Raw genomic sequence first — 24,583 nt, forward strand, 5'->3', positions numbered from 1 at the left:
AGGGTGGCCTGATAGGCTGCCCTTTTTTATCTGTAGCCGAAAATTAAATTTAAGTCGTAATTTTCGGCCATGCATATCAGGAATCTTACCCAAAAGTTCGACATCGCCTATGTTATCAAAAACGAGTGGCACCTGCCTGTGCATAAACATACCCATTATGAACTACAGTATATTATGCGTGGCAAAGGCCAGCACATGATCAACAACCGTAGTTACAATTACGAAAAGGGCGATCTGTTTGTACTGGCCCCGCAGGATACCCACTTTTTTGTTTTTGAGGAAAAGTGTGTGATCTGCATTATTAAGTTTCACGAAGGCTTTTTCCAGGATCTGTTGCTGGATGCCGATTTTAAACAGGTATTTACACGCTTATCATCACCTCACCGTAAAATGGATCTGCCGGGCAACAGGCAACAGATCATTCAGCTGATGGAGCTGATTATAGCCGAGCACCGGAAAGAAACCAATTACCAAAATATCATCATCAAAAATGCACTGGCGCTTGTACTATCCATTATGGCTAAAGAAACCGATCAAAATACGGTTAAGCCAAAGGATGATAAGATACAGGCCATACTCAATTATATCGACCAACATATAACCAGCAAGCAGTTATTATCGCTGCAAAACATTGCCGATACCTTTCATATCAGCAAAACTTATTTTAACCAATATTTCAGCAAAGCAACCGGCAGCTCCTATAAAAAATATATACAGGAATATGCCTTAAAACTGATTGCCCATCAACTGATCCATCGCGATAAAACCTTGTCGCAACTGGCAGATGAGTTTGGTTACACCGACGAAAGCCATTTAAGCAATGCCTTTAAAGCCCATTTTAAGCAAACACCTTCAACTTTTAAAAAGGCCCATCAGCAACATTAGTATACCTATTCCCTCATGGATCTGCCCGATATTGGCGAACGGCGTATCTTTCTGCACACGCCTACAGGTATTTTGCTGGAAGCAGTATTCAGGGATTAATCGGTATTTTCAGAGTTAAACAAATCCTCCATCAAAATTTTATATTATATTAAGCAGCCTTTATTATAAATCAAGATACCTATTATATACAAAACAGCTGTTAATATATCCCATGCAAATACACCAGCAAATGCTTCTGCTCAAAGAAAGAAAAAGAGGCTTTCATTTGATCACCGCTGAAGTTTTACATGCCCTGCCGCAACTGGGGCAAATAAAAACCGGCATACTACAGGTTTTTATTCAACACACTTCGGCCTCCCTAACTATCAATGAAAATGCCGACCCTACCGTTCGGCGTGATTTTGAAATGTATTTTAGTAAAACCGTACCTGAAAACGACCCCGACTATCATCATGATGATGAAGGCCCCGATGATATGCCCGCACATTTAAAGGCCGCTTTACTGGGCAGTTCGGTTATGATCCCCATCCGCAATGGCAGGCTGACATTGGGTATGTGGCAGGGCATTTATTTGTGTGAGCACCGAAATTATGGCGGCCAGCGCAACCTGGTGATCACAGCCTGGGGCGAATAACCCTTTAATTTTATAGTCAGCAACCGTTCACTTCATTCGCCAGGTATTTTTATTTAATATATGGTTAACTCTGCGTATTTTATTTCGTATACATTATATTTAGATTATAAATCTCAGCTCCACAAAAAGTTGATTAGTTAATGTAATACCCCACTTAATGCAAAAACGCGCTGTTTTTTTTATACCGTTATTATTTGCCGCTATCTGTAGTTATAGCCAGGTAAAGGATATTGCTAAAATTAAACAAGCGCTGCCCCACATTACTGATAGCGTTAAGTATGCCGATGCACTTAACCGTTTAGGAATATTAATGTATGAAAGTAACCTCGACAATACCTTTTATTACGCTAAGCGTGCGCGGGCCATCTCCGAACGGTTAAAATACAGGCAGGGCATTGCCGATGCTTTGAACACTCTTGGTATAGTTTATGACCTGAGAGGCAACCTTCAATTATCCCTGCGTTATTATAATGATGCTTATAATCATTACCAGAACATACATGATTCATCAAATGTGGTACAAACCCTGATGAACATTGGTCTTGTTTTTAGCGAGAACAACGAAGAAAAAAAATCCATCGAGATATTCAGAAAAGCTATAAACCTGGGTAACAAGCTCAAAAAGGATTCGATCATGTCGCTCGTGCTTTGTGATTATTTGCTTTTATATCCGGATCGTATTCCCAAAGATTCTATCACCATTTACTTAGCCAAAGCCCGGCAGGTAGCCACTAAATACAAAGACCACCGTTCGCTGCTGGTTACCGACCAGATACAGGCGCAACTATATTTAAAGAATAAGGAGCGCGAAAAAGGTATTAGCTTACTGGAAAAAACAGCCGTTGAAGGCATTGCCATGGACCTGAATTATCTGAGCCTCGACATTATCCAATCCCTTGGCGATCTGTATAACAATGTGGATACAGCCAAAGCTATTGCCAGTTACAAGCAAGGCCTCAACATTGCCGATGTTAAAGGCTACCACATGTATCAAAAGATATTTGGCAAGCGCTTATATGACATATACATAGCCCGCAACAACCTTCCTGAGGTTCAATACTACGGCAAGAAACTGCTCAAGCTGTATGACGACGAAGAGCAATTCAATAATACTTCGGGCTTTGATTATATTGATTATGCCTTAAAAGACCAACAACTGGAGGCTATAACCATCCGCAGTAAAAACCGCCAAATACTCGCCATTATCCTGGGCGTACTTTTTTTATTGACCGTGGTAACCGTGCTTTTCATCTATCGTTTATACCGCCTCAAAAAGAAACACACGGTAACCCTCGAAGCGCTCAACCGGTCGGTGTTGCTGCGTAATGAAAAACTCGAGATAGATCATGAGTTCAACAACCGCCTGGTATCTATCCTGGCGCATGATTTCAGGCAGCCGATAGGTACCCTGAAAACATTGGCCGCGGTTTTAAAAGATACCGATGCATTGACCCGCGAGGAGCTAATGGAACTGGTAGATACCATGGAACATTCCTCCAGCATCTCGCTCGAAATATTCGAGAACATTTTACAATGGATCAAACAGCAGCTTTCTGGTTTTAGCTATGAGCCCAAACCACTAAAGCTAAAAGAACTGATTGATGAGGCCCTGCAACCCTTTAGCCTCATCACTGAGGAATATCAGCTTAAATTCCTCAATAATGTTGATAGCGAGATTGTGATACATGCCGATAAAGAACTGGTACAATTTATCCACCGCAACTTTATACATAACGCCATCAAGTTTTCGCCCCGCTACTCCACTATCTCTATTTCAGGTTCAGCTCATTCGGGCGAAACCATGCTTTGTGTACTGGACGAAGGCAAAGGCATATCTTCCGAAAAAATGGAATCGATATTCAACTTCAAAGTGGCCATGCACTACAACAACGAAAAAGAGAAAGGTGCCGGCGTGGCCCTGATGATCTGCAAAGATTTTATTGAAAAAATGAGCGGCCGCATCTGGGTCGAAAATGGCAGTCAGAAAGGCGCCGCTTTTTGCTACTCCCTGCCCGGTTTAAAATAGCCTCACAAAACTTTTTAAAGCTTAAATTTTAACACTTTTCTGCCCGAAAATGGGGTAAAAACGATTGAAAATTGACCCAAAACCATCGATTTTAACACTTTTTAACAAATTTTAACACGATTTTAAGCAGTTTTAAAAACTTTAAAAAGTATTAATTGATTGATTGTCAAATAACTATATGTAAAAAGGCCGATTTTTGGTCTTGTTTTATCCTTAGCACAACGGCCCGGTTCTCCTGAATAAAAGGAGAACCGGGCCGTTGTGTATACAAATATACCGATTTTTTTAGTGGGATAAAAGCTCAAAATCTCCTTTAGGGAGATATGAAATGGGATTAACTACGATATTACACGCAGGATCCCACAGACTGAATCGAGCCATCCCTGTTATGGCAATTTTGGTCGGGTGCTACCACACACTGGCTACCTCCACCGGTTTGCACGCAATCCGCATCTGTGGCACATTGACTTTTGCATGGCAGAAATCCTCCACCCGCCACTTTTCTCATTTGTTCTCTTGATAAGGCTCCTCCAATACTCAAGGCATTCAATTGCATCTTTTTCATACAAGCTAAATATTTGGTTTATAAATTGGTTTATAATATCATATTAACGCCAACAAAATAATATATTATTTCCGTTCATAAATATGCATGTAAAATCCTTATTACTTATTGGCAGATAACATTTTATGGTGCTATATAAATGTGTAAATTTCGGCATCAATAAACCCTTCTGTTAACCTATAATCTGTACAGCAATGAAACCTTGTTTGCTTTTATTTTTCGCGATATTATTATCTGGTTTTGCACGGGCGCAGCAGTTGCCGGCCCGCTGGGACGAGCTGGTAGCATCAGACTTTCCGCAGGCGCTCGAAAAATCGGCCAAAACCTGTATCCTGCCTTTTGGCATCCTCGAGAAACACGGCCCACACTCGCCTCTCGGTACCGATCTGATACATGTTCGGGAATGGGCGGCCCACGCGGTTAAATCGGAATATGCCGTGGTATTTCCTGATTATTTTTACGGACAGATCAACGAGGCCAGGCACCAGCCCGGCACTTTCGCCCTACCCAGTAAAGTAATATGGGACCTGCTCGAGGCCACCTGCGATGAGATAGCCCGCAACGGCTTTGAAAAAATAGTGATCCTGAATGGTCATGGCGGTAACCCGGAGTTTATCCAGTTTTTCATGCAATCGCTGCTGAATAAAAGGCACAATTACGCGGTATATTTTTATACCCCCGGCAACGACGAAGAGTTTAATAAGCAGTATGCTAAAATGCACAAATCGGACCCGCGCAATGATATGCATGCCGGCGAAAATGAAACCTCTACCCTGTTATACTACCGGCCCGATCTGATGCGGATGGACCGTGCCGCGTCGGAATCGGGGGCTAACCAGCACCGCTTAAGTTTGCAAAATGTGTATACCCCTATCTGGTGGTATGCCGGTTTCCCGAATCATTACGCGGGTGAAGGCGCAAAGGCCACTCCGGAGTTTGGCAAGTTTATAGCCGAGCATGAGATAGCCACTTTTATAAAAGCCCTGAAAGTGATCAAGGCCGATACAGCTACCCTAAAATTACAAAACGAGTTTTTTGACCGGGTTGATAAGCTGAATAAGTAAGTTTGGGGTCGGGAGTCTTGAGTCCGGGTTTGCCTCAGGTCCTCTCCGAGAGACCCTGAGGCGACTGAAATAACATTACTCTTGCGCTCATAGCACTATTTTAAATATCATGTCATTGCGAGGAGGTACGACGAAGCAATCTCATCGTATTTATAAACAAGCGAGGAGATTGCCACGCTATCGCTCGCAATGACATGTTTTATATTTGTCAGACTCTTACAGACTCAAGACTTACTTAAATATCACCTTAGTAGCGCCGTAGCCAAACTTTTCTTTACGGGCATCCATAAAGGTTTGTACTTTGAGGTGTTTGCCTAAAGCTTTATGCAGTTCGTTACGTAATACACCATTTCCGGCTCCGTGGATAAACACCATATCAGGTAATTGATGTACAATGGCCGCGTCGAGGGTTTTATGAAAGTGTGCCAGTTGTATATTCAGCATTTCGCTGTTTTGTAAAAACTGGTAATCATCGCGCAGCTTTTCAATATGCAGATCGACCTCATTGGATGGTTTATCCAATACTACTTTTTCTTCCGGCGATTTAAAAAAGCTTTCTTTCAGCTTTTGCGCGTCGATCACCATTTCCGGTTCATCCAGGCGAATAAGCCAACCGGCATCTTTTAACAATGGGATCTGCTTTTTGGTGGTCGAAAAATCTTTAGCCTTAAACTTTTCGTGCAATACCAATGGCACGGGTGGTTCTATATTTTGTTTGGTGTTGTAAATCACATTAAAAATAAAGGTGGGCCATAGCTGCAGATCGGCCAGTTGGGCCGAGTAGATCTTCACAGCCGACCCCGGTGCTATCGCTTCGGCAAATTCGCCTTTAAACACCTGTTGCTTTTCGGTAGTAAGCGTTGCCAGTAACTGGAACGAGGTGGTATTCACCAAATGGAAATGCACTACCGAATTGGCTTTGGCATCGGCCACGACACCCAGGTAAATCCCTTTTTTTTCAAATTCACCGGCAGGTACCGGCGCTTCGTTATCAACAGCAGCTTTTTTTGCACCAGCTGGTTCATAGCCATGTACCGAGGTTACTTTGCTGGCCAGCACGGGGATCTCAAACTCATCCTCACCGGTAACCCCTATCATCTGATCGTCAATTATACGGGTTACAAAACCCTCCATCTTTTCGTCAACAAAGCGTACAAAGTCGCCCAATTTATATTTCATAGCAGTATATGTCTGGCTGCAAAGTTACTTTATATCTGCAAACGGGTACACAAATAAAACAATGTAGGCTAATATGGTATTAACTCTAAACAATTTGGTCGTTTTTAAGTTGAATTACCGCAGCACTTTGCTGCTCACTTTATAATTCATATCATGGATAATTTGAATACTAAACCTTTAGATCCGCAATTGTTAAAACAGATATTTGTACATAACCTTAATCGCACCTATTTTGGCAAACGTTACCTGGACAGCAACCTGGGCCATTTAATAAAACTGGCATCGTTTACTGCTTTGGAACAGGCTATACAGGAGTTTTGGGATGATGTAAAGAAACAAATAGCCCGGATGGATGAAATATATAAGCTGATCAACGAAAGCCCGTCTGATAAAAACTGCAACCCCATCAAATCAATTGTAAAGGATGAATTTTGCCTGGATGAAAAGCAGGCGATGTCTATCCTGGGTGATATGGACCTCATCATGTACCTGCAGTTGCTGGAGCATATCAACATCACCTCCTGCCGTATGCTCATGATGGTAGCCAAACTGTTAAAGTATGACGACGCTACACAGTTACTGACCGAATGTTTTGATGAATCCATTGATAACGACCAGCTTTTTATGCTGATATCAAAAGAATATTTGACAGAAAACTAAGTAGAAGCTGAAAGCAGGGAAATAACCTTTTAAACTTTATGGGACTAAAGCCTCCTTTCAATTTATCTTTTCCGCCCGGCAATGAATTTTAACGCCATCTTGAGCTTAAACTTTATTCATTGCCGTTTGGCTTCAGCCAACGGTTAAATTAAAGCTTTTAAAAAGGCTTTAGCCCAAAACTGTTACAGGTTTTAAAAGCCCTGCATAAAAGCTTAATCAGAGTCTTGATAGCTTAGGCTTATATGAGCTGGATCATATAAAAAAAGCCATCCGCAGTAAAGCGGATGGCTTAAATATTAGTTATTTAATACCCCTATTAAAATAACTTAAACAAAGGTAAAAAATTATACCCCACCTACGCAACCGATTTCATAGGAAAATAACCTTTGTTACAAATTTGTTACGAAATCATAAATAACAGCTCTGTTTCCCCTTTCCGGAGTCCTATAAACCTGTATTTTAAATTCATGATAATCGCTTATTAATTATCAATTGATTTACATTAATTTGCATTTGAATTAACTAAGAACATGATCAAATCTATTATTCTATCGGCCTTTGCCTGCCTGATGCTGGCACAGGTACAGGCGCAGGATTTGTATATGCCAAGGGATATACAACACGCCTTCAAAAACGGAACCCGCTCTGCCGATGGCAAACCCGGAAAAAATTACTGGCAAAACTATGGCCGGTATAACATTACCATTACCGCCCTGCCACCCAGCAGGGATATTAAGGGAACCGAGCAGATCACCTACATTAACAATAGTCCGGATACCTTGAAATCGCTTAATATGAAGCTCATATTAAACATTCACAAACCGGGTGTCGCCCGCATGGGCAATGCCCAACCCGATTATTTAACCCCGGGCATACAAATAGATACTTTCCTGATCAATGGCAAGGCTAAAAAGATCAATAACGCCATAGCCTCTACCAACCAAATGGTTGGCCTGTTAAAACCGCTGATGCCACATGATTCGGTTAAGCTGGATATTGCCTGGCATTTCCAGATCTCTAAAGAAAGCGGTCGTGAAGGGATGATCGACTCTACTACTTATTACCTGGCCTATTTTTATCCACGCGTATCTGTTTATGACGATTATAATGGCTGGGACAGGCTTCCGTTTTTAGATGCCCAGGAATTTTATAACGACTTTAACGACTACACCCTGCAGGTAAAAGCGCCAAAGAACTATATAGTTTGGGCGACAGGAACCTTGCAAAACCCTAACCAGGTGCTGCAACCCGAGTATGCCAAACGTTTACAGGCATCCATGATCAGCGATTCCACCATACATGTGGCTACAGCCGCCGACCTGGCCAGTAAAAGCATCACTGCTCAGAACGACGTAAATACCTGGATATGGAAAGCAAATGACATCAGCGATATGGCTGTTGGCATCAGCGATCATTATGTTTGGGATGCTGCCAGCACCATTGTTGATGATGCCACCCGGCGCAGGGCCAGCATGCAGGCCGCGTTTTTAGATAATGCCGAAGATTTTCATCATGCCGTACAAAATGGCCGTAATTCGTTAAGCTGGTTATCACACAACTGGCCGGGTATACCTTATCCTTTCCCCAAAATGACCTCTTTTCAGGGTTTTGCCGATATGGAATACCCTATGATGGTAAACGACAGCCATAACGCCGATATCCGCTTTTCGCAATTTGTACAAGATCACGAGATAGCGCATACCTATTTTCCTTTTTACATGGGTATCAACGAGAGCCGTTATGCCTTTATGGACGAAGGCTGGGCAACCACTTTTGAACGCCTGATAGGTGCATCAGAAGTTGGCCAGGAAAAAGCCGACGCCCTGTATAAAAACTTCAGGGTTGAAAGATGGATCAATGATGCCTCTACCGCCGAAGATCTGCCGGTAATAACTCCTTCAAGCGAGTTAAGGGGTGGTTATGGCAATAACTCCTATGGCAAGCCATCCTTAAGCTATTTCGCGTTGAAAGATATGCTGGGCGATGCCTTGTTCAAAAAAGCTTTACATGGCTACATGGATCGTTGGCATGGCAAACACCCTATCCCATGGGATTATTTTAATTCTATGACCAGTGTGTCGGGCCGTAACCTCAACTGGTTCTTTAATAACTGGTTCTTCACCAATTATTATATCGACCTGGCGTTGCAAAACCTGAGTAAAGTGAACGGTGGTTACACTGCATCCATCAAAAACATCGGCGGTTTTGCCGTTCCGTTTGATATTAAACTAACTTATGCTGATGGTACCACCGAAAGCGTGCACCAAACGCCTGGTGTTTGGGAGAAAAACCAAAAGCAGATCAGCGTGAGCATCAAAACCACCAAAGCCATACAATCGGCCGAATTGGATGGCGGCATATTTATGGATGCCGACCTTAGTAACAATAAATTCACGGTTAAAAAATAAAATAATAACGTGCTGAAGCAGAAAAGCCCGGCATTTGCCGGGCTTTTCTGTTGTATGGTAGTCCTAAAAATTATGCGCCCTGTACAGAATCGTTCCAATTGTCGGCAGTGTTTTTCACTTTTGATTTTGCCTCATTTACAGCATCATCACCCAGGTCTTTTGCCTTACCGGCTACATCATGAACCTTTGATTTCACTGCGTCAACAACCTCTTCGCCACGATCACGCAAATCGCTAACAGTACCGCTAAATCTTGATTTTGCCCTGTCAACGGCATTGCTGCCATATTCTTTGATATCATGAGCAGTTGATTGCGCTTTGTTTTTAGCGGTGTCAACCAGATCATTGATATAATCGGCAATGTCTTCTCTCAGGTCTCCGCCCTTTTCAGGAGCCAGTAATAAACCTAATGCGGCACCAGCCGCTGCGCCTACTAAAAGTGCTGCTATAATTTTTGCTTGATCTTTCATGTTCAATTTTTTAGTTAGATGATTTAACCTGTATTGATGTAAACAACAACAATGCCAGTTTTATTGGGAAAGAGTCAAGAGATAAGAATCAAGACTTAAGACTGTACAATAGTTTATGGGATATTGCGCAAATCGACTCACCCTGTCATCGCTGCGGCGGAAAGAGGAAGCCTCACCTAAATCCTCTCCAAAGGAGAGGACTTTCCTCAACTGGTTTTAAAGCCCTCTCCTTTGGAGAGGGTTGGGTGAGGTGCACAAAAAAGGCATCCACTAAGTGGATGCCTGTATGCTTAATGGTTATATTATAATTAAATAACTTTTACATTTACCGCATTTAAACCTTTTCTTCCGTTCTCAACTTCAAACTCTACTTTATCATTTTCACGGATTTCATCGATCAGGCCTGTTGAATGAACAAAGATGTCTTGACCACCACCTGCTGGTGTAATAAAACCAAAACCTTTTGTTTCATTGAAAAATTTTACTGTTCCTTCTTTTTGCATTATTTTATTTATTAAAGGCCGCAAGGTACAACAATATTTTATAAACCCAACCCTACCGGGCGAACCCACCGTAGCCACAATTAGTTAAACAACTTATTTACAGACCATAAGATCATTTAAAAAAAATTACCGAACCATGAACGATCACCCACCCGGGTTAATTTTCAAAATAGGTATGTTTGCCAAAAAAATTCACATACATGAAAGCCTTTATTTTCGACCTTAACGGAACCATGATCAATGACATGCCCTACCATACCAAAGCCTGGCAAACCTTACTGAATGGCCAGCTGGGAGGCAATTTTACCTGGGACGAAGTAAAGCAGCAGATGTATGGCAAAAATCCGGAGGTGCTGGTACGCATGTTTGGGCCCGACAGGTTCACTTTAGAGGAGATGAACAAACTATCGTACGAAAAGGAGGAGAAATACCAGCAGGAGTTTTTACCGCACCTGGCCCTTTTACCAGGTCTACTGGAATTTTTAGAGGCCACCTATCAGCAGGGTATCCCCATGGCCATCGGTTCGGCAGCTATCCCTTTTAATATCAACTTTGTGTTGGATAATCTGAACATCAGGCATTATTTTAAGGCCATTGTGAGCGCCGATGATGTATTGTTAAGCAAACCACATCCCGAAACATTTTTGAAAGCCGCTACCCTACTTAATACAAACCCTACCGACTGCATTGTATTTGAAGATGTACCCAAAGGCGCCGAAGCTGCCGCCAATGCCGGGATGAACGCTGTAGTGATCACAACTACCCATGAACCGCACGAATTTGAAAAACTATCCAACGTACTGCACTTCGCAGCAGATTTTACGGATGGGTATTTTAAAGAGATATTGGGGTAAGGATCGGAGCAAGGAATAAAGATAAAAGGACAAAAGCCGCCTGTGAGGACACAGACAGCCGGATAAATTTTATCAAAGCCCTCCCCTTTGGGGAGGGTTGGGAGGGGTATTACTCCGAGTATATACTCCCAACTCTATCGCGCAGGTTATAACCCGATGCCATTACCTCGCCATAAGCGCCAGCTGTGCGTATGGCAATCAGGTCTCCGCGGAATGATTCGGGGAATTCCACATCCTTCTGGAAACAATCAGTGCTTTCGCAGATAGGACCTACTACGTCGTATTTTAAGTGGTGAGCAGTGAGCGGTGAGTGGTGAGTTTTTTCTTGACTCTTGGTTCTTGACTCTTGACTCAAATTTTCTATCTGGTGATAAGCCTGGTAAAGCATAGGGCGCATGAGTTCGGTCATGCCAGCGTCCAATATCAGGAAATTTTTCTTCTGTCCATTTTTTACATACAGTACCCGTGATATCAAAGATGCACTTTGAGCCACCAGCGCACGGCCCAACTCAAAATGCACTTCCTGACCGGGTTTTACATTCAGGAAGTTTTTGAACACCTGGAAATAGTTCTCAAAATCGGCTATATTGCCATCAGGGTTATAATAATCAACCCCCAGGCCACCACCGGTGTTAAGCACTTTAACCGGGAAACCATGATCCTCGAACCAGTCCTGCATTTCGTTGATGCGGGTACACAGGTTTTTATATACTTCCAGGTCGGTAATTTGCGAACCGATATGGAAATGAATCCCTAAAAACTCCAGGTTTTTACATTGGCGCAAAGCAGTGGCTACATCGGGCAGTTGCCATATATTAATGCCGAACTTATTTTCGTCGAGACCTGTAGTAATAAAATGATGGGTATGCGCATCGACATTAGGATTGATGCGGATAGCTACCTTGGCCTTTTTACCTTTAGCCGCAGCCAGTCCATCAATAATATGCAGTTCCTGTACCGACTCTACATTGAAGCAAAAGATATCAGCAGCCAGGGCCAGGTTTATTTCTTTGTCTGATTTACCTACGCCTGCAAACACAATTTTGCCTTTGTCAAAACCACGGTCAATAGCCGCTCTTACTTCGTTACCGCTCACGCAATCGGCACCAAAACCAAAGGATTGGATCATATCCAGCACGCGCGGGTTAAAATTGGCCTTCATGGCATAATGTACATGAAACCCATGCTTAGCCGAAGCATCGCGGGCAGCAGTAAGCGTTTGGCGCAATACCTCCAGGTCGTAGTAATAGAACGGGGTGTCTAACTCTTGAAATTTATTTATATTAGCTTTACTAAACATAGCAATGATGAATAATCTGTCTGTTATATTGTGTTTATCCGTTTCTGTACTTTTTGGCCTTTTATCCAGCTATAAATTATACCACGACAGAAAACTTACTTTAAAACTTTTACTCTTAAATACCGGGATAGCAGCGGCATTTGCTGTTATTGGCACTTACTTTTTACTGCGGTAAATCCGAAATCGAGACTCCGAAACGGCGAAGCCCTCAACGAAGTTAATCCGAAATATTAAAACAACCTGTTATGCAGGCTCCTCAGTGTTTCTATCTTATCCTCGGTTTTTACCAGTAACGACAGGTTATGATCGCTGCCGCCGTATGATATCATCCTCAGCGGGATATGCTTTACAGCCTCCAATACCCTTGCCGCGTATCCGTGTTTTTCGGCGCCAAAATCACCTACCACGCAAATGATGGTATGGTTCACATCCAGCTCAACCGAACCAAAAGCGTTAAGTTCCGTGGTGATCTCGCCCAGGTAAGTAGTATCATCGATAGTTAAAGATACGGCCACTTCTGAGGTGGTGATCATATCGATGGATGTTTTGTAACGCTCAAATACCTCAAATACCTTACGTAAAAAACCATGTGCCAGCAGCATCCGGCTTGATTGGATCTTGATGGCCGTAATACCATCTTTAGCGGCAATTGATTTGATCTTATCCTTCTCACTGGTGTTGGTAATGAGTGTACCCTGGGCCTTTGGATCCATGGTATTAAGCAGGCGCACCGGGATCTTATATTTTTGTGCCGGGAATACGCTTTGCGGGTGCAGTATCTTGGCTCCAAAGTAAGCCAACTCGGCTGCTTCATCAAATGAAAGCTGGGCAATGGGCTGTGTACCTTTTACGATGCGCGGATCGTTATTATGCATGCCATCAATATCGGTCCAGATCTGTACTTCTTCGCTGCGGATGCCGGCGCCTATTAATGACGCAGTGTAGTCGCTGCCGCCGCGACGCAGGTTATCTACCTCGCCAAAAGCATTGCGGCAAATAAAACCCTGGGTGATGAACAGGTTCACTTCGGGGTGCTTATCCAGCAGTGGGATTAGTTTTTCGGTGATATGATCAACAACAGGTTCGTTATCCTCATCAATCTTCATAAAATCAAGCGCGGGTAACAGTACCGATGGCACACCGATCTGCTTCAGGTAAACATGGTATAGCGTGGTCGACAGTAATTCGCCCTGGGCCAGGATGATCTTATCTTCGATAGTGGTAAACAGGTCATTAGCGAGGTTGCTGAGCACCGAAAAATGGTAATCGATAACCTCTTTGCCTTGTTTTAAAAATTCGTCATCAGTAAATAGTTCTTTAATAAACAGTTCGTACTTATCCTTCAGTAGCTTAATGAGAGTAATGGCCTTCTGCTTATCGCCTGTAAGATAAGCTTGTCCAATTTCAACCAGGTTATTGGTGGTACCTGATACTGCCGAAAGCACAACGATCTGTCGTTCGGAAGGATTAATGATGTCGAGCAGATTTTTCATACGTGCGGGGCTACCCACCGATGTTCCGCCAAATTTTAAAACTTTCATTTTTTAGCTTGTATTTTCCATTGTATACCGGCTAAAAAAGGTGCCGGTATTTGAGGCGCTAAAAATAAGATTTTAAAATACTTATAGCCTATATCAGACCAAATTAAATCTTTTATAAAAATGAACCCATTCCGCTCTATTTATTTAGAGTCCAGTATCAGCTCCTTTACTTTTTTCATTACCGCATCATTATTCTTTGTTGTGCTGATATGGTTTTTAACAACAATATCGGGTATCAAGCCGTGTTTGGAGTGATGATTACTTGCTGTCGTGCTTTCCCAAAATCGGGGCAAATGGAGCAACAGGCGGCTATTGGGTAATTTTATAGTAGAAAAACCGCCATCAGATCCAGCTTCGGCTCCACCGGTTTCTTCGCCGATAACCGTTACCTTACATTGATTTTTTAAACTGGCCGCAAATATGCTCCCTGCTGAAAACGTGCCTTTATCGACCAACAAATAAATTTTTTTATCAAAATGATATTCCGCTGCAGGATATAACTTGGGGTATTGGTGCCAGCTATAGTCATACGGCTGCACTTTATCCGTGGTTTTCTGTGGCATATCATTTCCGGCATCATGTAGTATATAATCATTAAATGTGATCTTGTTAACCGGCACCTGCACCGCTTCTACCTGAGTAAATTCGTTTTTAACCAGATAACGCATCAAATCGCCACCAATAACGGCAAGGCCACCGGTATTACCACGAATATCAATCACCAGGTTCTTAATTTTATCATCCTGCATCCGCTTAAAAAACTGTTCATGAAAACTCAGGTAGTAATTAAAATAAGAAAAGCCCTTGATCTTTAATACTGCCGTTAATGGCACACCTGCCGGATAATCAACTGACACCACCTTGTCAAGCTCATCCATTGTTTTTTCCAGCTGTTGCTTGATCTGGTCGGCTCCCATCGTGCGTTTAGCATGAAATGCTTTCATGTGCAGGATACTGTGCTTATTTAAAGTATCGACAACCTCAAGGTCATAAACCGGTTTATAGCCAAACACATTACCATATACAAAACTAAAACTACCACCCTGCAATTGATAATTGGTCCATTGTTCACTTAGTCCCTCACCCGATACATATTTTTTTAATGTGGAGATGATTTGATCTGTTGGCAAACCATCTATACTTTTTACTGTCAAGATGTAACGCTTGGATGTATCTTTAGTACTTTTTATCCGCAAAAGTAATTTGTCATCTTCAACCGTCAGAAACTGCGTCAGATGGTCAACCGGGTACTTATTCTGCCAGTTGATATGAGCCCGGGAATAAAATAGCCCCGTATGCCCCGAGCGGATGCCGGCAATAACCGGCTGTAATACCCTCCAAAATTCAATTTCGGTCATTGGTTTATTGATCAGTGCGGTAGCATTTAAAAAAGTACTGTCCAAAGCAGCTTTACTTTGGTAACGATACAAACTGGCATGTGCTTCTACCAATACATTTTTCAGAAACGTAAGATCCTCAAGGAGCTGTGTTTGCGTATAGGTTTTGGCGGGATTATAAGTAGTATCTACCTGTGCGCTGAGCTTTCCTGCTATTAGTAGTAGCAACACAAACATGCCTTGTTTTAAGCGTTTCAATAGGGAATGGTTTTTAGATAAAAATAAAAATTATCCCAACTACGCTAAGTAAAAACTTTGTTTCTTAATCAAATCTTCACACAAGAAACCATGAGGCATTAGTATGGTTTGTTATTGTTTTGAGCATTAAACCAGCACTACTTTTTCCTTATCTTCATCATATGAAATACCTCAGCCTTATTATCATCTTCATCAATCTGTTCATTTACCAGGCTTCGGCGCAAAATACTCTCAAAACGGATATCGATATTTTCAAAGTCAAATACCTGGAAATAAAAGAAATACCTGACCATATAGGCGATACAGTTTGTGTTTATGGCCGTCTGCACGATTTTAAAGCGATAGGTAGCCAAAATATCATCATAGCCCGGATTGATTCGGTTTCAAACCATAAGCCTGTCACAGTGGAGTTCATCTACACTTATCCTGAAACTAAACAGTATATCCTTAAACAACTTAAAGACACTACAATAATTATATATGGTATAGTGGCCGGAAACCATGATAAGCCCAAAGTGATCAGTAGTTTTTTTAGCCCTGAAGATGGATCGGGAACATGGCCTTCCTATTTTAAGAATATAATCAAAATGCAACGGGATACCAGCAAACGTTCAAAGGTGCGCATTACCAGTGTCCGGCTACTTCCTCCTGATCCGGCGAATATGAAAAAAGAAAACTACAAGCATTTTTCAGCCAAGCTTAACAAAAAGATATGGTATTGCGATCTTGTTTCAGGCACAAAGCTCTCTGCTAATAAAACACTCACCGAACTGTATTTAAGCGACAGTACTTTAACCATACTCATTAAAGACAACGTGACTGGTAAATTTAAGGTTGTACCGCAAACCGCCTTTTTAAACAGGCAGATCTGCGTAAAAGGTAGGGTGATAGCTTACAAAGGCAAATTCGCTGTAAACATTACCAACCCTAAACAAATAGAGTTATTACCAGATCATTAAAACGCCTCATTCAAGCCCAAAAAGAACCCTTTGGAACCATATTTACCATAGGCATAATCCAAACACAAATTGGTGCGTGTAGCCTTGTTAAACAGCACCCGTAAACCGCCACCACCACCGGGTTGCCATACCTGGAACAGTTTGGTGCCCAGCTCGTCATTAGCGGTTTGAAGATTAAAGAAGGTAACCCCACTTATAAAACCATTCCGGAGTATCGGGAAGCGGTATTCTACTTCTGAATAATTATATTGAGTGCCCTTGAAATAAGTAGAAGTATATCCCCTGCCGCTCCGGAAACTGCCATCGCGCGCGGTACCCGGAACTTCCAGGTAAGGCAAAGTACCGCCGAGTAAATAAGAGCCCCAGTTCCAGAACGCGATCACGTGCTCGGGGTGACTTTCGGACAGACTAAAATATTTCCTGAAATCGGTAGTAAACTGCACCGCGCTTTTGGTACTGCCCATCCAGGTTTGATTGACACGGAAACCGGCATCTGCATAAATACCTTTGTATGCCCGGTTCTGATTATCGCGGGTGGTATACTGCACATTAAAAAGTAAGCCATTTGCCGAGTAATGATCCTGGGGAAGCCCGTGTTGTTCGTTATAGATACGGAATGGGGTCATTTTATTGGTGGTATCTTTAGCTTCAATATTTCTACGAATATCAAATGACACCCCCGCTCCTACAAAAAGGTTTTTCGACACCTCTTTATATGCCTTTTCCCTGAAATTAAAATAAAGCGATTTAAGCGTATACACTTTACGCTGCGGATCGGCCAATATTTTATCGGCTTCGGTTCCCTCTACATTTTGGCGGCCAATACCCAGGCCAAAATCGGGCGTAACGGTTTTAGCGGCTACCAGGCTACCCTGAAAGTTCCATTTATTGCCCGGGGTATACACATTGTGGTTGATGTAAAAGTAAATGATGCCTTTGGTGGTAATGGATGCCGATGTGGCTGCTACAGACAACAGCGTGGTCGGATCGTTTCCTAATTTACGGCCTGCCACAGCCTTGATTCCCAGCTGGGAACCGATTGTAGGATTTGCAGCCACATTAGGAATAATAGTGATGCCTGATGGCTTTTTCAGAACAGAATCTGGCTTTTTATGCGGATGAAAGATGGTATTTGCCAGATCGCCAATATCATATTGTTTGGATAGCGCTACCGCTTCCTTTTTTTGGGTCTTCACGGCAACTTTGCGTAATGAATCTTTCTTTAAAGAATCGGCGCTGACGGTCTGACCATGGGCATGATCAGGTATACCTGCCCATAGTACCCATAATAAAATATTAAATGCTAAATAAAATCTTCGATTTGTTATGCAGGGCGTTTCCAGAATGATAAATGTTTAATTTTCAATTTATTTACGCGTCCGTTGTTTCAGGTAAGGGACAAATTTCAAACCCTAAAACCCATAAAATGTTTGACGCCTAAATTGTTTACCATCCTTGCAGATTACTTATAACCAGTTGCCCTGCCTTATAAATTATGAATATATGACAGCATTATACCTACTGAAAACTGTGAGGCACTGGTATTTATTGGCACTCCACCCAAAAAATTGCCCTCGTTGGGGTTATCAAAGTTCACGTATTGCATATACTTATTAGTTGTACCATAAGATAATAACAACCCGGTACGGAAATTAAACTTCCGTTTTTTAAGATTAGCACCAAGTTGGCAATGGTAAATATTGTAATAGGCCGTATTGGAAGTATAGCCATCACCATCCTTATACAAGCTATTATCGGCATAATTAAAGTCGGTATGCAATGATACAAAGCCAGTTACATCGGGCTGCAGCAAATAACTTGCCCCTATCCCAAAATTGAACACTGATTTCCTTACATCCTTAAATTTAAGCGACGACGAAGCAAAATCATCTAAAGGCAAATCTCCTCTTATAAAGCTTTGATTACGAGGTGTTATCAGATTATATTCATTCACCTTGTTAAAATACTCGGCGGCAAAATAAATTTGCCCGTTTTTTAAATCATAGGCATAGCCAAAACCTACGCTCAGGGGCATTTTGTAGGTGGCCTTAAGCTTTTCCTGCCTGGAATTAGCTAAAATATTAAGCGTATCGCCGGCAAGTCTTATATTACCAGCCACATTATCACTCAGTATGCTTGCGCTGCCGGTTACATGCAACAGCGGTGATGATATGGTGAGCCCCAGGTGGCTCCTATCCACATCATAGGCCAAACCCGCTTTAAACTTTATCCCTGCATGAAAATAAGATGCCAGGTATGATTCTTCGGCATTGGCAACTGGTGGCAAACTTGTAACGCTACTGGTATTATACAAAGCCCTTGAACTGAAATCGGAATTGAAACTTTGTTTACGCAACTGAGCCTCTGCCGATATACCCAATGCAAAATGATCTGATGCTTTAAACCCCCCGCTTATAATGCCCGAAGTTTCATTGATACTATTCAGCCTTTTAAATTGCCCAAGGAAGCTCTCGTTACCCGGGCTATAGGAATCATCAAGCACATTGAACTTAGCATCGCGTTGCTGCGTGGCCTGGTAGCTCATCACCGGGTTATGGGTAAGCGCATAGCCAACTGTAAAGGGGTGTTTGCCCTTTAAAGATATAGTTGCTGATATTATTTGCGGGATGATACTGGCCGATGTTGATTTAAGATCGAGCCCGGAGCCAACTCCATTCTTTATTTTAATAGTACCGTACTGGTAAATAGACCCGCTGATGGAAGCTGAACTTTTATTATTGTAAGCCAATAAAGCCGGGTTCAAAAACATCACCCCGCTGTCGCGGTTAAAGGCGATCACTGCTCCCGGAGTTAAATAACCGGCCGGGTTATAACTCGACGACCAATAGTTGGCGTCCTGTGCTTTTACTTCCTGCAGGAATAAAATCACACCTAAAAAAATGACAAGTGTTTTTAGCATAGGTTTAGTTTTTTCAAATAAAAATATTATAATTTTACTATAAAGTAAAATATTACCTAAAAATTTATAATATTGAAATGATTAAATATGCCCTATTAACCCTCTAAACCTGCTACTATGAAGTCTCTGTTTCTTAGCACAGCACTCATTTTATTTTTGACCTTCTCTGTATCAAAAAAAACACAGGCGCAAAATCTGAGCTTTAGTCAGCCCATTAATTTTTTGCCAACGGCCCACACCGATAAGGCTATTGACATCACCAATTTTAAAAATGGTTATTTTGTTACCTGGAAAGATGCGGGTGCTACCGGCAATATCCATGTATGCTACCTGGGGAAGCAGCATGACACCCGGTTTTCGCAAAACGAGACAATAGCAGGTACAGAGAAAAGCGCCTTTGCACCGGTTTTAAGAGTGGTTAGTAACCACATATATGTTTTATGGCTGGGTGAGGATGGATCATTAAAATATATTATCAATAACAGCGATACTACTTTCAATACACAAACCATCAATACGGTAAGCTTTGAAGGTTCACCTAAACTAAGATCGGGCATTACAGCCACGGTTATAAACAACCGGATGATGATTGCCTCACATGCCGATAATAAGAACGATATGGTAGTAGCCCTGATTGACGCAGATGACAGCGGTATCCTTAAACCGGCCACGCTGCAAACCGTACCCAATAAAAAGAGCCCGGAGTATCCCTTTATAGTTACCCTATCTAATAAATCGGTAAGACTATGCTATTATAATGATCAGGGCATTTATTACACCGATTTTGATACGGATACCAGGACATGGACAGATCAATTTCCGGTATCAGGCTCAAGAACCAAAGCGTCGCCAGCCATTTATCACCTGTTTAATACAACCCGTCTGTTTTATATCTGGAAAGGCAACAAAAAGGATAACCGAATTTATTATGTTACCGGTGATGAACAAACCAGATCAGCTGCCGAGCATACTTTACCCGATTATTTTAGAACACCTTACCCTGTATCTGTTTGTAATGTGGATAGTAAAAAATTCATCATGGCCTTTGTAGGCGAAGATCAAACGCTTTACCTAAGCTACTTTTCCAATTACGACCCTGCCCGGTGGATGGAGGATACCCTTTTTCCAGCCAAAGGCAATCTTACACTTAAAGATATTGTGATACCCGGTTCGCATGACGCAGGCATGTCGGCATTAAACGGCACCGGGGGGCAGCATGCAAGCTCCATCAACCCCTGCAATACGCTTACTCAAAAACAAAATATTGGCAAGCAACTCCATGCCGGTATCCGGATGTTCGATCTGCGGGTAGGTTTATTTAAAAACAGCATTTATACCAAACACAGCTCATCCGATTGTATGGCCGATGCCATGGGCGGTGGATATGGCGAGCGTTTTAAAGATATTCTTGACTCCATTAAAACTTTCCTCAGTCGTAATAAAAAGGAGTTCATTATTTTAACTTTCAGTCATTTCTGCCCAAAAGAGGCATCGGCAAGTAAGGTCGCCGATTCTATTTTTCAGGCCCTGGGTAAGGAGCGCATCTATAATAACCAATCGAAAAGTATTGACCATATTAAGCTGAACGAACTGGCGGGCAAGGTGATCGTGACTTTTGAGCAATACGCCAATCCTGATAAACTCATCGACTCCAACTCGATGGCTGATAAAAGTAAAGCTTTTCTCAATATCCGGAGGACCTATGCTGCCACCAACCAGATCAACAAGTTGCTGAGTACAGAGGAGTTATTTTTCACATCAATGAAGAACGGCGTAAACGGTAACGACCTGATACGGCTCGACTGGCAGCTTACCCAAAGTAGCGACGAAGCAGCCTTGGTATGTAATGATTTTCAGGACGAAAAAGTGAATCCCGTAATCAACGGCATGATGCTGCTCACCAATGTGATCAAAAAAAATCAAAGCATAACAGACCTGGCTATGTCTGGCAACAAATACCTGCCGGCAAAATTGAATGAATGGATAAGCAAGGGTACCATCAACAAAAACAATAAACCCAATATTTTATATGTTGACGTGGCCGGAGCCTGGATAACCGATTATTGTATTGAACTGAACGGAACGCCGGTTTATAATTAAAAAATACTTATATTAGGTTATTAAAACTTTAATATATGACCAGCCCTTATTTCGATCAATTTAAAAATAAACCAATATATAAAATACTACTTGTTTTACTGATCATGGTACTAGTATTAAAAATTGGCTATGAGATAGGTTATGCGGGTTATCAGTTTGGGCATTGGCTAAAAGCGCGGTAAGGAGTTACTACGAACGAATAGCAAAACTACAAAGTCGTCCCGAATTTATTTCGGGATCCCATTTGTTAAGTGCGCGAGTAGAGCAGATACCTTAAACATGAGATGCTGAAACAAGTTCAGCACGAACCACCACTACGTTATCTAAACACGTTCTCCCTTACCAAAAACAATGGCAACGAGCCATGATCCAACACCCGGGAGTGAAAATCCCTGATATTAAAATTCTTTCCCTGTTTCTTTTGCAACTCTTCTTTCCAATGTAATATTTGCAGCGCACCGTATTTATAGGTTACCACCTGTGCGGGCCAGCGCCTCATGCGCGCTATTTCGCGCAGAGCGATATCATCCTGGTTACGGATGTTCTTTTTCCAAAATGCCAGGGCCTGCGCGTCGGTCCAGCCGTAATAGTTTAGTCCAACATCAAGTGGTACACGAACCGACCGTACTATATCCCACTCCCATTTGCCCAGTTCTTCATAAGGTGTTTGGTATGCCCCCAACTGTTTGCCCAGTTCTTCGGTATAGGCAGCCCAGCCTTCGGCAAAACCCGCGTAAAAAAAGAGTTTTTGCACTTCCGAAGTTTTAGTTTGCGCTACTATACTTAGTTGATAATGGTGCCCGGGTACAGCTTCATGAATAAAAAGCCAGTCGAACTGCCGCTTATTATAGGGTTTATCGAAAAGGTTATAGTAAAAAGTATCGTTGTTGTAGTATCCTGGTGTTTGTGCCAACTGTTTAGCGGCTCCCTTTTCTATTTTTAACGGAGGAATGCTGGTATCGTTAAAAAGTTTGGATAAGTTGCCATATACAACAGACTTGGTATGCTCAAACGCCTGCTGTACCTGCCCCGGATCTTTTTCAAAAAAGGAGGAATCATTTAAATGCTTGTAAAAAGCATCCTCCCTTAAACCGGTTTCTGCCCTAACGGCTTCTATATGTTTTTGTACCCGACTAACTTCGGTCAAACCAAACTGATAGATCTGATCGGGGGTAACATCAGCATCAACCCAACGCTTTAATAAATAAGCGTACCAGGCTTTGCCATTGGGTATGGTGATAATGCCTCCTGCGGGTATTTGCGCCGGTTTATGTTTGAGCCAATCCTGCTCTAAGGCCAGGTGTTCCAGGTTGAGTTTGGTTTCATAAGCAATCAGCGCATAATCTGTTTTTTGGGAAGGGCTTAGCTTTCCGGGTTTATAGTTGGCGAGCTCTGCCTGTATCGATTTAAAAAACTCAAGCTGTTTCTGCAAGGCATCCGCCGAGCCAATGCGCTCCAGCCCTATCACATAGCTCAGGTCGAGCTCCGGTAGGTTGAGGGCCTTGTAACCATTCACAAATTTGCTGCAAAAATCATCGAATTTTTGTTGCTCGCTGGCATGGAATAACAAAAGCAGACAAAGGCTGATAGTGGCTATAAAGGTCTTCATGGTGTAATGACCAAAAATTGTCTCCATTGTTACACAAACTCAATTATTTGCAGGTGCTTTTAAATCACCCTGATAGGGGGAGGATTTACGGCCTGGCAAACATTATATTTGATATAAACCCTAACCATCTGATGCACAAACTAATTACTCTTTTCACTTTCATCCTGATCAATGGTAATATCTTTGCCCAGATAGTTTATCCGGATACACAATTGCCCACAAATACACCCCGGATTTTTGCCAAAGGGCTACTAAGCGACGGACTAAGCAATCGTGATTTTACCATATCGCCCAAAGGTGATGAGATATTTTTTACCCTGGAGCAGCCACGTATTGTAGGGAGTGTTATTTTGCACCTGGTTAAAAAGAATAACCATTGGAGTAAGCCGGAGGTAGCCTCTTTCTCGGGCCGCGACAATGATCATGAAGCCGCGTTTTCTCCGGATGGCCAGTGGATCTATTTTTCATCAGACAGGCCCTTGCAGGATACCGGCGCCCGAAAAGATTTTGATATATGGCGGGTTAAACGAACCAGTAATGGCTCATGGGGTAAACCCGAAAACCTGGGACCAACCGTAAATACCGCCAAAAATGAGTTTTATCCCAGCATTACCAAAAGCGGTAACCTGTATATAACCGTAGAAGCTGACTATGGTAAGGGCGATGAGGATATAGTACTTTTTAAAGCGACACCTACCGGATATAGCAAACCCGAAAGCCTGCCCGAAGATATCAACACCAAATACGATGAATTTAACGCCTTTGTTGATCCTGATGAGCAATTCATCCTGCTTTCATCCTACGGCCGACCGGATGATATGGGTCGCGGCGATATGTACATCAGCCGTAAAGATAAAGCCGGTAACTGGCTCCCGGTAAAACGCCTGCCCGTGCCCATCAATACTACCGTGCTTGACTATTGCCCCTTTGTAACCTGGGATAAAAAATATCTCCTGTTTACCAGCAAACGGTTAAACCCGCAAATGCTGAACAGAAAAAACAACACCTATGAGCAAATCAAGGCACGGCTAAATGAGGCGGGCAATGGTAATGATGATATTTACTGGGTAAAGTTTAACCCGGCGTGGTGAAAGACTGTTTTAGCCTGGGTTTTTTCTTGTAGAGACGCAACATTGCGTCTTCCTGTTGCATTGTAAAATAGTTAAATCTCTTTTGGCGTAAGTCTTGTGTTGTGGGCCCCTGCATGGCTGACTCGTGACTTGGCGAAGCACAAAAAAATCGTGCATTGATATTGTAAGGATCATTCTTTCTGTGCGACTAAGCATTCAGAATTGCCAGGAAAAACGTCTGG

Annotated in this window: 19 protein-coding genes; 10 read left to right on the top strand and 9 right to left on the bottom strand. The window is 42.4% G+C overall.

The features are described from left to right. Positions 1-69: 69 nt before the first annotated feature. The 4 genes from BLR84_RS09070 to BLR84_RS09095 all read left to right on the top strand — a co-directional run bounded on the left by BLR84_RS09070 (position 70) and on the right by BLR84_RS09095 (position 5,174). Positions 70-885: an AraC family transcriptional regulator gene (locus BLR84_RS09070; RefSeq protein WP_090467058.1), complete on the top strand. Its 816-nt coding sequence runs from the start codon at positions 70-72 to the stop codon at positions 883-885. Positions 886-1,096: 211 nt separating this feature from the next. After that, positions 1,097-1,519, top strand: a complete 423-nt coding sequence (locus BLR84_RS09080; RefSeq protein ID WP_090467060.1) for a secondary thiamine-phosphate synthase enzyme YjbQ — start codon at positions 1,097-1,099, stop codon at positions 1,517-1,519. A gap of 157 nt (positions 1,520-1,676) precedes the next feature. Next, positions 1,677-3,545, top strand: a complete 1,869-nt coding sequence (locus tag BLR84_RS09085; protein WP_090467062.1) for a tetratricopeptide repeat-containing sensor histidine kinase — start codon at positions 1,677-1,679, stop codon at positions 3,543-3,545. 759 nt (positions 3,546-4,304) lie between these two features. Next, positions 4,305-5,174: a creatininase family protein gene (locus tag BLR84_RS09095; RefSeq protein WP_090467066.1), complete on the top strand. Its 870-nt coding sequence runs from the start codon at positions 4,305-4,307 to the stop codon at positions 5,172-5,174. Between the two features lie 231 nt (positions 5,175-5,405). On the opposite strand, the gene BLR84_RS09100 is transcribed toward BLR84_RS09095, so the two are convergent. Beyond that, positions 5,406-6,353: a Smr/MutS family protein gene (locus tag BLR84_RS09100; protein WP_090467067.1), complete on the bottom strand. Its 948-nt coding sequence runs from the start codon at positions 6,351-6,353 to the stop codon at positions 5,406-5,408. A 153-nt stretch (positions 6,354-6,506) separates the two neighbouring features. Between BLR84_RS09100 and BLR84_RS09105 the strand changes: the two genes are divergently transcribed. Beyond that, on the top strand, positions 6,507-7,013 hold the full coding sequence (locus BLR84_RS09105; RefSeq protein ID WP_090467069.1) for a DUF892 family protein: 507 nt from the start codon (positions 6,507-6,509) through the stop codon (positions 7,011-7,013). Positions 7,014-7,543: 530 nt separating this feature from the next. After that, positions 7,544-9,421 carry a M1 family metallopeptidase gene (locus BLR84_RS09110; RefSeq protein ID WP_090467071.1) on the top strand — a complete coding sequence of 626 codons (1,878 nt, stop codon included), beginning with the start codon at positions 7,544-7,546 and terminating at the stop codon, positions 9,419-9,421. A 70-nt stretch (positions 9,422-9,491) separates the two neighbouring features. On the opposite strand, the gene BLR84_RS09115 is transcribed toward BLR84_RS09110, so the two are convergent. Together BLR84_RS09115 and BLR84_RS09120 are read right to left on the bottom strand one after the other, a co-directional pair. After that, positions 9,492-9,890 (bottom strand): YtxH domain-containing protein, encoded by a 399-nt coding sequence (locus tag BLR84_RS09115; protein WP_090467072.1) that lies wholly within the window; start codon positions 9,888-9,890, stop codon positions 9,492-9,494. A 308-nt stretch (positions 9,891-10,198) separates the two neighbouring features. Then, complete coding sequence (locus BLR84_RS09120; protein ID WP_076377605.1) at positions 10,199-10,393, bottom strand: cold-shock protein; 195 nt, start codon at positions 10,391-10,393, stop codon at positions 10,199-10,201. 200 nt (positions 10,394-10,593) lie between these two features. Here BLR84_RS09120 and BLR84_RS09125 point away from each other — a divergent pair, with 200 nt between their 5' ends. After that, positions 10,594-11,247: an HAD family hydrolase gene (locus tag BLR84_RS09125; protein ID WP_090467074.1), complete on the top strand. Its 654-nt coding sequence runs from the start codon at positions 10,594-10,596 to the stop codon at positions 11,245-11,247. A gap of 109 nt (positions 11,248-11,356) precedes the next feature. Here BLR84_RS09125 and lysA read toward each other — a convergent pair whose 3' ends face one another. The 3 genes from lysA to BLR84_RS09140 all read right to left on the bottom strand — a co-directional run bounded on the left by lysA (position 11,357) and on the right by BLR84_RS09140 (position 15,683). Then, positions 11,357-12,547 carry a diaminopimelate decarboxylase gene (lysA, locus tag BLR84_RS09130; protein WP_090467075.1) on the bottom strand — a complete coding sequence of 397 codons (1,191 nt, stop codon included), beginning with the start codon at positions 12,545-12,547 and terminating at the stop codon, positions 11,357-11,359. A gap of 230 nt (positions 12,548-12,777) precedes the next feature. Next, on the bottom strand, positions 12,778-14,088 hold the full coding sequence (locus BLR84_RS09135) for an aspartate kinase (RefSeq protein ID WP_090467076.1): 1,311 nt from the start codon (positions 14,086-14,088) through the stop codon (positions 12,778-12,780). Between the two features lie 140 nt (positions 14,089-14,228). Further along, on the bottom strand, positions 14,229-15,683 hold the full coding sequence (locus BLR84_RS09140) for a S41 family peptidase (protein WP_143013871.1): 1,455 nt from the start codon (positions 15,681-15,683) through the stop codon (positions 14,229-14,231). Between the two features lie 161 nt (positions 15,684-15,844). Here BLR84_RS09140 and BLR84_RS09145 point away from each other — a divergent pair, with 161 nt between their 5' ends. Then, entirely contained in the window at positions 15,845-16,642 is a 798-nt protein-coding gene (locus BLR84_RS09145; protein WP_090467080.1) for a hypothetical protein, read from the top strand. Here BLR84_RS09145 and BLR84_RS09150 read toward each other — a convergent pair. After that, a complete protein-coding gene (locus tag BLR84_RS09150) occupies positions 16,639-17,838 on the bottom strand; it encodes a BamA/TamA family outer membrane protein (RefSeq protein ID WP_255366893.1) in 1,200 nt (399 codons plus the stop codon). The two genes, BLR84_RS09145 and BLR84_RS09150, sit on opposite strands and share 4 nt — an antisense overlap. Before the next feature lie 290 nt (positions 17,839-18,128). Continuing rightward, a complete protein-coding gene (locus BLR84_RS09155) occupies positions 18,129-19,562 on the bottom strand; it encodes a hypothetical protein (protein WP_090467084.1) in 1,434 nt (477 codons plus the stop codon). Positions 19,563-19,679: 117 nt separating this feature from the next. Between BLR84_RS09155 and BLR84_RS09160 the strand changes: the two genes are divergently transcribed. Further along, the gene (locus BLR84_RS09160; protein WP_143013873.1) at positions 19,680-21,662 is read left to right on the top strand and encodes a phosphatidylinositol-specific phospholipase C domain-containing protein; all 1,983 of its coding nucleotides are present in this window, start codon (positions 19,680-19,682) and stop codon (positions 21,660-21,662) included. 319 nt (positions 21,663-21,981) lie between these two features. Here the strand turns inward: BLR84_RS09160 and BLR84_RS09165 are convergent, their stop codons facing one another. After that, the gene (locus BLR84_RS09165; RefSeq protein ID WP_090467088.1) at positions 21,982-23,298 is read right to left on the bottom strand and encodes a DUF885 domain-containing protein; all 1,317 of its coding nucleotides are present in this window, start codon (positions 23,296-23,298) and stop codon (positions 21,982-21,984) included. A gap of 104 nt (positions 23,299-23,402) precedes the next feature. Between BLR84_RS09165 and BLR84_RS09170 the strand changes: the two genes are divergently transcribed. Beyond that, on the top strand, positions 23,403-24,362 hold the full coding sequence (locus BLR84_RS09170; protein WP_143013874.1) for a TolB-like translocation protein: 960 nt from the start codon (positions 23,403-23,405) through the stop codon (positions 24,360-24,362). Positions 24,363-24,583: the final 221 nt, after the last annotated feature.

Source organism: Mucilaginibacter sp. OK268 (assembly GCF_900103125.1).
GTDB lineage: Bacteria > Bacteroidota > Bacteroidia > Sphingobacteriales > Sphingobacteriaceae > Mucilaginibacter.